At 70.0% G+C, this 8,881-nt stretch carries 8 protein-coding genes and 4 tRNA genes; 6 read left to right on the top strand and 6 right to left on the bottom strand.

What is annotated here, in order from left to right:
- Nucleotides 1-323 precede the first annotated feature (323 nt).
- The 5 genes from ABZ857_RS43590 to ABZ857_RS43570 all read right to left on the bottom strand — a co-directional run bounded on the left by ABZ857_RS43590 (nucleotide 324) and on the right by ABZ857_RS43570 (nucleotide 3,002).
- A tRNA-Phe gene (locus ABZ857_RS43590) sits at nucleotides 324-400 on the bottom strand.
- A gap of 20 nt (nucleotides 401-420) precedes the next feature.
- Nucleotides 421-495: transfer RNA gene (locus ABZ857_RS43585), tRNA-Asp, on the bottom strand.
- A gap of 109 nt (nucleotides 496-604) precedes the next feature.
- A tRNA-Glu gene (locus ABZ857_RS43580) sits at nucleotides 605-677 on the bottom strand.
- The gene (locus tag ABZ857_RS43575; RefSeq protein WP_357056714.1) at nucleotides 678-2,294 is read right to left on the bottom strand and encodes a metallophosphoesterase; all 1,617 of its coding nucleotides are present in this window, start codon (nucleotides 2,292-2,294) and stop codon (nucleotides 678-680) included.
- Between the two features lie 72 nt (nucleotides 2,295-2,366).
- Nucleotides 2,367-3,002: a TetR/AcrR family transcriptional regulator C-terminal domain-containing protein gene (locus tag ABZ857_RS43570; protein WP_357056711.1), complete on the bottom strand. Its 636-nt coding sequence runs from the start codon at nucleotides 3,000-3,002 to the stop codon at nucleotides 2,367-2,369.
- 68 nt (nucleotides 3,003-3,070) lie between these two features.
- Between ABZ857_RS43570 and ABZ857_RS43565 the strand changes: the two genes are divergently transcribed.
- From ABZ857_RS43565 to ABZ857_RS43550, 4 genes are all read left to right on the top strand, one after another.
- On the top strand, nucleotides 3,071-4,018 hold the full coding sequence (locus ABZ857_RS43565) for an ATP-binding cassette domain-containing protein (RefSeq protein WP_357056708.1): 948 nt from the start codon (nucleotides 3,071-3,073) through the stop codon (nucleotides 4,016-4,018).
- The gene (locus tag ABZ857_RS43560) at nucleotides 4,015-4,854 is read left to right on the top strand and encodes an ABC transporter permease (protein WP_357056705.1); all 840 of its coding nucleotides are present in this window, start codon (nucleotides 4,015-4,017) and stop codon (nucleotides 4,852-4,854) included. Before ABZ857_RS43565 ends, ABZ857_RS43560 begins: the two co-directional genes overlap by 4 nt.
- 12 nt (nucleotides 4,855-4,866) lie before the next feature.
- Nucleotides 4,867-5,208 carry a metallopeptidase family protein gene (locus tag ABZ857_RS43555; protein WP_030512067.1) on the top strand — a complete coding sequence of 114 codons (342 nt, stop codon included), beginning with the start codon at nucleotides 4,867-4,869 and terminating at the stop codon, nucleotides 5,206-5,208.
- A gap of 195 nt (nucleotides 5,209-5,403) precedes the next feature.
- Nucleotides 5,404-6,696 (top strand): MFS transporter, encoded by a 1,293-nt coding sequence (locus tag ABZ857_RS43550; RefSeq protein WP_357056702.1) that lies wholly within the window; start codon nucleotides 5,404-5,406, stop codon nucleotides 6,694-6,696.
- Between the two features lies 1 nt (nucleotide 6,697).
- On the opposite strand, the gene ABZ857_RS43545 is transcribed toward ABZ857_RS43550, so the two are convergent.
- A complete protein-coding gene (locus ABZ857_RS43545) occupies nucleotides 6,698-7,117 on the bottom strand; it encodes a PspC domain-containing protein (RefSeq protein ID WP_357056699.1) in 420 nt (139 codons plus the stop codon).
- Nucleotides 7,118-7,203: 86 nt separating this feature from the next.
- On the opposite strand from ABZ857_RS43545, the gene ABZ857_RS43540 reads away from it, so the two are divergent.
- Both ABZ857_RS43540 and ABZ857_RS43535 read left to right on the top strand, forming a co-directional pair.
- On the top strand, nucleotides 7,204-8,361 hold the full coding sequence (locus tag ABZ857_RS43540; RefSeq protein WP_357056696.1) for an acyl-CoA dehydrogenase family protein: 1,158 nt from the start codon (nucleotides 7,204-7,206) through the stop codon (nucleotides 8,359-8,361).
- A gap of 161 nt (nucleotides 8,362-8,522) precedes the next feature.
- Nucleotides 8,523-8,597 (top strand) — tRNA-Lys (locus ABZ857_RS43535).
- Nucleotides 8,598-8,881: the final 284 nt, after the last annotated feature.

The following is an 8,881-nucleotide window of genomic DNA, read 5'->3' as shown; positions in this document are numbered from 1 at the left end:
CATCAACGGCAAGCTCCTCGAACGCCCCGACGATCAGCCCTCACCAGCAGCTGCTTAGGAACTCGTGATCCACAGGTCTTGACGATTGCTCCGCGGCAAGGGCAGCCGAAACATCCTGCTGATACGGCGTGAAGTAATCCCACCCTGAAGCGCCCACGATTCGCCCTCTCAGCCGATGACGCACCTGCACTGAAGTACGCAGAACGCTACCGACCGATGCCGACAAAAAGATCAACTGCAAAGGGTCATGGGCACGTTGTCGTCAAACACAACAGGAACGCCCCGAAGCAATCAAGCTTCGGGGCGTTTGGGCTGTTCAAGGGTGGTGGTCAGGGGCAGGGTCGAACTGCCGACCTTCCGCTTTTCAGGCGGACGCTCGTACCAACTGAGCTACCTGACCTCGGCGGCTGCCGCCGTACGCGGTCCTGACGGGACTTGAACCCGCGACCTCCACCTTGACAGGGTGGCGAGCACTCCAAACTGCTCTACAGGACCTTTATGTCCGGGGGGCTTTCGCTTCCCCGTGTTGTTCGGCTCGCCTAGCTTACCAGCTTCCGGGAGGTCTTCGACCTTCCGTCATCCGGTGCGCTCGACGCGCTCCACGTGCCCCCAACGGGATTCGAACCCGTGCCGCCGCCTTGAAAGGGCGGTGTCCTAGGCCGCTAGACGATGGGGGCTCAAGGCTTTCGCCCTGTTCCGTGACGCCTTCCGTCGGAGACCTCTGAAGCATAGGGGACGTTTGCCCCTGATGCCAAAGCGGACGGCGACGGCGAGCCGCTGCCGGTTGCCGTCGGCGACGGTGCCTGCGGCGACTCGGGAGAAATTCTACGGCCAGGGTTCGGCTCGATATGACGCTCACACTGGATCCACTGCTCGCCGAGGCCGCCGACGGTGATGTCGTCCCAGGCCTCCAGGCGGTGGCTCTTCTTGCCGAAGTAGAGCACCGAGGCGGTCAGCGGGGTCGGCTCGTCGTGTTCCAGGCCGCGCAGGCCGGCGCCTCCGGTGGACCCCTGGATCATCAGGCGGGTGCCCGAGGGCAGCAGCTCGGTGGACCGCGCGTGGACGTGCCCGCTCAGCACGAGCGGCACGTACCCGGACAGGCCCCGGCCCACGGTCGGGTCGTGGACGGCCACGATGTCGGCGACGGTCTTCTCGGGGGCGGAGGTGGCGGCGGACCGGGGCAGTTCACGCGGCGTCAGCTTGGCCGCGTTGGCCCGGCCGAGGTCGAGGAGGCTCTGGCTCTCGTCACCCTCCACCTGTACGGACTTGTCGGGGGTGAACCTCGGGTCGCCGATGCCGTAGATGCTCAGCCCCTTGACCGTGGCGGCGGCGCCGTCCAGCACGATCGCGTTCTTCTGCTTCTCGACCGCCCGCTGGGTCGTCACGGAGTCGTGGTTGCCGCGCACGTAGACGTACGGGACACCGAGCGAGCCGATCTCCTTGACGTACTCGTTCTCGGCCTTCGTCCCGTGGTCGCTGATGTCGCCGGTGTCGATGATGAGGTCGACCTTGAACTGGTCCTTCAGAGACTTGATCACGTTCCAGCCCAGCGGGTTGATGTGCAGGTCGGAGACGTGCAGCACGCGGATGGTGCCGGGGTCGGGGTCGAAGATCGGCAGGTTCGACCCGGCCTCGTAGAGCTGGGAGACGTTGGTCACCAGCTTGGCGAGCTGGCCGCGATACTCGGAGAACTTGGTCACGATCGACTGGGCGCTGCCGACCAGGGACGGCACGCCCGTGAGCAGCCCGGTGTACCGGGGCTCGGCGATCGAGCGGGGGTTGAACGTCAGCGCGGAGACGCCGCCGAGGACGACGACCATCGCCAGCGAGCCGGCCGCGGTCCAGGCCGCCCGCGACAGCCGCCGGAAGGCGACCAGGCCGGTGAGGAATCCGGCGGCGACCGCGAACAGCGCCGCGCGCACGGCGAGGCTCCGCAGCCCGGAGATGACGTCGGCCTCGATGGTCGCCGGCAGCCGGTCGGCCCACCGGGGGTTCTTGAGGATCTCCTCCGCGACGTCCGGGTGGACTGCCTCGATCGTGAGGTCGAGCCGCACCGGGCCGTTGTGGGTGTCGAAGCTGAGCGTCCCGAGGGGCCGTACGTCGATGACGCTCTCCCCGCTCCAGGACGGGGTCAGGGACATCCCGATGTCGGCGGGACCGACCGGTGTGTCCACCTTGGCGCCGAACGCCATCCCGAGCCATCCGCCGATCACCGCTGCCAGCACGACCGCGAGCACACGGGCCGACACACGGGCGATACGGCTGCCGACCGTCTTCCGGGCGAACGCCCTCAACCGCGAGTTCTCCATCCCTTCCTGACTACCCGAAGTCGCGGCCTTTTTGGTTACCAGAACACGGTGTTCCGGTTACCGGCCGTCCGCCTGGGCCTCCAGATGTGCCCGCATACCGGACAAAATCAGCGCCAAGCCGTGCTCGAAGGACGCATCCGTCTGCGGGCCGCCGGTCTCGACCATGACCGCGCGCACGTTCGGGTACGGCGCGAGGCTCTCCAGCGCCTCCTGGAACAGGGCCGGGCCGATCGATCCCCTCTCCTGGTCGGCCTGCTCCTCCAGCACGAACCCGCCGAGGAAGCTCGCCAGCGTGCCGAGACCCCACATCGCGTCCGTACGGGTGAACCCGGCCCGCTGCAGCGACTCCAGGATGGTCTCGACGGTCCGCAGCGTGGCCGTGCCAGGGTGGGTGCCGGCGGTGAGTCGCGCGGTGTCGCGGTGCGACTTGAACGCCCGGCGCTGGCCCCGGCACCACTCCGCCAGCCACTCCTCCCACGACTCCCCGTCGGCGAGCGGCCGAAGCGGCTCTTGCACGGAGATCGCCTCGGCCATCTCGTCCAGGAGCTCCTGCTTGTTCCTGAAGTGCCAGTAGAGAGCGGGAGCCTGCACGCCCAGCTCGGTCGCGAGCCTGCGCAGCGTCAGCTTCTCCAGCCCCACCTCGTCGAGAAGCCGGATGGCGGTCCTGACGATCGTGTCGCGTTCGAGTGCCACGGTTGACAGCTTAACGACGTTCAATGCATCCTTAACGTTGTTAAATTTAACTGCGTTAAGGAGATGCCGTGATCCATGCGGAAGGAGTACGCAAGCGGTTCGGCACGACCGAGGCGCTGCGGGGCGTCGACCTCGACGTGCCGCGCGGCTCGGTGTGCGGCCTGCTCGGGCCCAACGGAGCCGGCAAGACGACGATGGTGCGCGTCCTCACCACGCTGCTGCGCCCCGACGGCGGCTCGGCCCGGGTGGCCGGGTGCGACGTGGTCGGGGACGCGGAACGGCTCCGCTACCGGATCGGCCTGGCCGGCCAGCACGCGGCCGTGGACGAGCTGCTGACCGGGCGCCGCAACCTGGAGCTGTTCGGCCGGCTCTACCACCTGCCCCGCCGTACGGCCCGGCACAGGGCCGAGGAGCTGCTGGAGCGGTTCGGCCTGGCCGAGGCGGCGAACCGTCCGGTGCGGACGTACTCGGGCGGCATGCGCCGCAGGCTCGACCTGGCCGCCAGCCTGATCGTCGCCCCGCCGGTGCTGTTCATGGACGAGCCGACCACCGGCCTCGACCCCCGCAGCCGTCTCGCGCTGTGGGGCGAGCTGCGCGCGCTCGTCGCCGAGGGGACCACCCTGCTGCTCACCACGCAGTACCTGGACGAGGCCGACCACCTGGCCGACCGGATCGCCGTCATGGACGCCGGGCGGGTGGTCGCGGCCGGGTCGCCGTCCGCGCTCAAGGCGAAGGTGGGCGGCGACCGGGTGAGCGTCGCCTTCCGCGAGGCCGCGGACCTCGCGCCCGGCGTCGAGGCCGTCCGCCGGGTGCTCCCCGGCGAGCCCGAGATCGACCCAGCCGAGCGGCGGCTCGTCGTGCCCGTCTCGGACGGCGCCGCCTCCCTGGTGAGGGCCGCCGCGGCCCTCGACGCCGCCGGGATCGGCGTGGAGGACCTGGGGCTGCGCCGGCCGACGCTGGACGAGGTGTTCCTGGCGCTCACCGACGCGCCCGCCAGAGAGAAGGAGGCGGCGTGATCACGGTGATCACCGTGGAACCCCCGAGGACGAGGGCCGAACGGCTGCGCTGGGCCCTGAGCGACACGTTCGTCATCGCCGGGCGCAGCTACTCGCAACTACGCGCCCAGCCCGGCCAGATCGCCGCCGAGCTGGTCGCCCCGGTCATCATGACCATCCTGTTCGGGTACGTCTTCGGCAGCGCGATCAGCCTGCCCGGCGGGGGCGACTACCGGAACTACCTGATGCCCGGAATCTTCATGCAGGTCATGGCGCTGTCCGCGGTCGCCGCCGCCACGTCGGTCGCCGAGGACATGGCGCGCGGCATCATCGACCGCTTCCGCGCCCAGCCCATCGCGCGCGGAGCCCTGCTGGCCGGGCGGAGCCTCGCGGACCTGTCCAAGGACTGGCTGTCGCTCGCGATGATGGCCGTCTGCGGCCTGCTGATCGCGGGATGGCGTCCGCACGGCACCCCGCTGGAGACGCTCGCCGGCTTCGCGCTGCTCGCCCTGTTCGGGTACGCGATGATCTGGCTGGGCACGTACATCGGTCTGTTCGTGAAGAACGGCGCGCAGGCGGACGCCGCGACGTTCGGCTGGCTGTTCCCGATGACGTTCCTGGCCAACGCGTTCGTGCCGCTGGAGGGGCTGCCCGGGTGGCTGCGGGCGATCGCGGACTGGAACCCGATGAGCGCGGTCGTCTCGGCCGCCCGCGAGCTGTTCGGCAACCCCCGCTCGGCCGCCGCCTCCTGGCCTCTCCAGCACCCGGTGACCGCGTCGCTGTGCTGGTCGCTGCTGATCATCGCGGTGTTCGCGCCGCTCGCCGTACGCCGCTACCGCACGGCCGCCTCGCGATGACACGATGAGCACGTGATCGACGTCCCGCTGAAGAGGTTCGAGGAGCTCGTGGCCGAGGCGCTCGACACGATCCCCCCGGATCTGGCCAAGGTCATGGACAACGTCGTGGTCGTGGTGGTGGACGACCCGCCCGAGCCCGGGCTCCTGGGGCTCTACACCGGCATTCCGCTGACCGAGCGGGGCGACTGGTACTCCGGGGTCCTCCCGGACCGGATCGAGATCTACCGGAACCCGACGCTGGAGATCTGCGAGACCGAGGACGACGTGGTCGAGGAGGTCCGCGTCACCGTCGTCCACGAGATCGCCCATCACTTCGGCATCGACGACGAGCGGCTGCACGAGCTCGGCTGGTAACGGCCCCCTTTGGGGCGTTCGCGCTCGTCAGGACGGCGATCGGCGTTCGCGGCGCGCGAAATGGGACCGTCAGCGGGTTGCAAAAGTCGCGTCCGGCGGGCACTGTAAGTGACATGTTGACCACGGTCTGTCAGATCCAGTCGCCGCGGCGGACACCGGCGGCCACGGCCGGCGGAGCGACCTCTGCGGAGTGAGATGGCGGCCGCCAAGCCCGGCAGGCTGTCCGGCCGGCACCGCCGTCCCCCCGAGGTGCGGACCACCTACCGGGAGGTGGCCGCGATCCCCGAGTTCCGGGCCCTGTGGCTCGGACAGGGCATGTCGCTGCTCGGCGACCAGCTCGCCCAGGTGGCGCTCGCGGTGCTGGTCTACAGTCGCACGGCGTCGCCGCTGGCCACGGCCGCCGTCTACGCGCTGACCTACCTGCCGCCCATCATCGGCGGGCCCCTGCTGGCCGGGCTCGCCGACCGGTACCCGCGCAGGCGGGTGATGCTCTGGTGCGACGTGCTGCGCGCCCTGATGCTCGCCGCGATGGCCCTGCCCGCCACACCGTTTCCGGTGTTGTGCGCGCTGGTCTTCTGTGTGGTGCTGCTCGGCGCGCCGTTCTCGGCCGCCCGCGCGGCGCTGCTGCCCGAGGTCCTGGAGGGCGACCGGTACGTCGTGGGGTCGGCCCTGCAGAACGTGACCAACCAGGCCGTCCAGATGCTGGGGTTCGCCGCCGGGGGCGCGGCGATCGCGGTGCTCGGGCCGTACCGGGCGCTGGCGCTCGACTGCGCGACGTTCCTCGGATCGGCCCTGGTGATCGTGGCGGGGGTGCGGCACCGCCCGGCGCCGCTGCGGGAGGACGGCGAGCGGCCGTCCGTGTGGCGGATGACGCTGTCCGGCGCGCGCCTGGTGTTCGGGGAACGCCGGCTGCGCACGCTCGTGCTGTTCGCCTGGCTGTGCGGGTTCTACGTGATCCCCGAGGGCATCGCGGTGCCGTACGCCGCGGCGCTCGCGGACGGGAGGCTGCCGGTTCCGGTGATCACGGGTCTGCTGATGGCGGCGATGCCGACGGGCACGGTCGTCGGCGCGTTCTTCTTCGGGCGGTTCGTCACGCCGTCGGGACGGCTGCGGGGCATGGGCTGGCTGGCCATGCTGACCTGCGCGCCGCTCGTGCTGTGCGTGATCCGGCCACCGCTGGAGGGCGTGCTCGCCCTGTGGGTGCTGTCCGGCGTCGGCGGGGCCTACCAGCTCGCGGCCAACGCGGCCTTCGTCCAGTGCGTCCCCGCGTCGGGACGGGCCGCGGCGTTCGGGCTGGTGCAGTCGGGGCTGCTGGCCGCCCAGGGCGTCGGCATCCTCGTCGGAGGCGCCGCCGCCCAGCGGCTCGGTCCAGAGCCGGTCGTGACGCTGGCGGGCGTGGCCGGGCTGTGCACCGCGGCCGTGCTCGCCATGCTCTGGACCGAGTCGCGCAGGGAGATCATCGCCAAGGTCCGGGCCGCCACTACCTGAGTCAGGCCTGCGGACCCTGGTTCTGCGAGTCGCCGGCGGAGGTCCGGCCGTACGGGTGCTGCTCGTAGCTCGGGGCCTGCGGGGGGTAGGGGGTGCCGGTGGAGCGGCCCTGGTTCCAGCCCTGCTGGACGTTGTCCCACTTGGCCTTGGCGTCCTGCCAGACGTGGCCGTCCTTGTTCTTGTCGATGAGGTCCTGGACGATGGAGCTGTTCTTGCCCTCCTCGGGGAGGAGGAGCCAGGCGACGGCGTAGATGCCGACCCCGAGGCCGCCGAAGAAGGTCGCGACGGCGAGCCCGAGGCGCAGGATGTTGGCGTCGATGCCGGTGTACTCGGAGACGCCCGAGCACACCCCGGCGACGATCCTGCCGTTCCGAGTGCGGCGGAGCTGCTTGACCGAACCGTTGATGTTCATCTCGTTCATACCTCCACAGTGCCTCTCCAGGGGGTGGGCGCACATCGGGATTCCCCCTGGCCCTACCCCGAGGGGGCCCGGATACCCTGGCAGCCATGGACGACCTCCTCGCACTCGACGACCAACTCGACCCCGAGCACCGCATGATCAGGGACTCCGTCAGGGAACTCGTCTCCGACAAGGTCCTGCCGCACGTCGGCGAGTGGTTCGAGCAGGGCACGTTCCCCGCCCGCGAGCTCGCCCCGGCCCTGGGCTCGCTCGGCCTCCTCGGCATGCACCTGGAGGGGTACGGCTGCGCCGGGCTCGACGCCGTCTCGTACGGCGTGGCCTGCCGGGAGCTCGAGGCGGGCGACTCGGGGCTGCGGTCGTTCGTGTCCGTGCAGGGGTCGCTGGCGATGTTCCCCATCTGGAAGTACGGCTCGGACGAGCAGAAGGAGGAGTGGCTGCCCCGCCTGGCGTCAGGGGAGGCCATCGGCTGCTTCGGCCTGACCGAGCCCGACCACGGGTCCGACCCCGCCGGCATGCGCACCACCGCCAAGCAGGACCCGTCCGGCGACTGGATCCTGAACGGCGCCAAGATGTGGATCACCAACGGCTCGATCGCGGACGTGGCCGTCGTGTGGGCGCGGACCGACGAGGGCATCCGCGGTTTCGTCGTCCCCACCTCGGCCCCCGGCTTCTCGTCCGCCGAGATCCACCGCAAGCTGTCGCTGCGGGCGTCGGTCACGGCCTCCCTGTACTTCGACGACGTACGGCTGCCCGCCTCCGCGGTGCTGCCCGGCGTCGTGGGGCTGAAGGGCCCGCTGTCGTGCCTCACCGAGGCGAGGTACGGCATCCTGTGGGGCGTGGTCGGGGCAGGCCGGGCCTGCCTGGAGGCGGCCGTCGACTACGCCACCACCCGGGTGCAGTTCGGCAAGCCGATCGGCGCGTTCCAGCTCACGCAGGAGAAGCTGGCGTGGATGGCGGTCGCGCTCGGCCAGGCCGGGCTCACCGCCCTCCACCTCGGCCGGCTCAAGGACGCCGGGAAGCTGAAGCCCACCCAGGTCAGCTTCGGCAAGCTGGCGAACGTCCGGGCCGCGCTGGACATCGCCCGCGAGGCGCGTACGGTGCTCGGGGCCAACGGGGTCACGCTGGAGTATCCGGTCATCAGGCACATGACCAACCTGGAGTCCGTGCTCACGTACGAGGGCACCCAGGAAGTGCACCTGCTGACGCTGGGCAAGGCGCTCACGGGCCTCGACGCCTTCCGCTGACCACCTCGTCATGGCCCCGCGCCGGGGCCCGATGAGACCGATCACAGGGCGATCAGGGACAATGGCGTCGCCGAAGACGCGGTACTCTCTGTACCCTGCATCTTGGGGAGTGTTCTGCGGATCACACCGCGACGCGGGCGGGGTCCGGGGAGCACGACCAAGGGGTGCTAGCTCAATGGCAGAGCTGCGGACTTTTAATCCGTCGGTTCAGGGTTCGAGTCCCTGGCGCCCCACCAGCGAAAACAGTCCTGCAAACATGATCGTTAGGGGCTGTTGACGGCTACGGTTGACGGCAACGTCCTGGAGAGCTCGTTACGGACTGAGCGTCGCTGTGGTTGACGGCAGCGGCAGAAGATGCGATTGCCTTCACGGCATCCCCCGCACGAACAGGCAAGCCAGTCGCCCAGGAGGCCAGCCATCGCGATGAGCAATGCTTAGAACCTGTGGATCTTCAGGGAAGGGGTGTACCTTCCCGATGATCATGTAGGTCTCATGCATGACCGACGCGCCAACGTCGGTC

Origin of the sequence: Microbispora sp. NPDC046933 (assembly GCF_040644635.1) — a bacterium.
Classification (GTDB): Bacteria; Actinomycetota; Actinomycetes; order Streptosporangiales; family Streptosporangiaceae; genus Microbispora.
The sequence above is the reverse complement of the archived record's forward strand: the minus strand, read 5'-3'. Positions and strand labels throughout refer to the sequence as shown.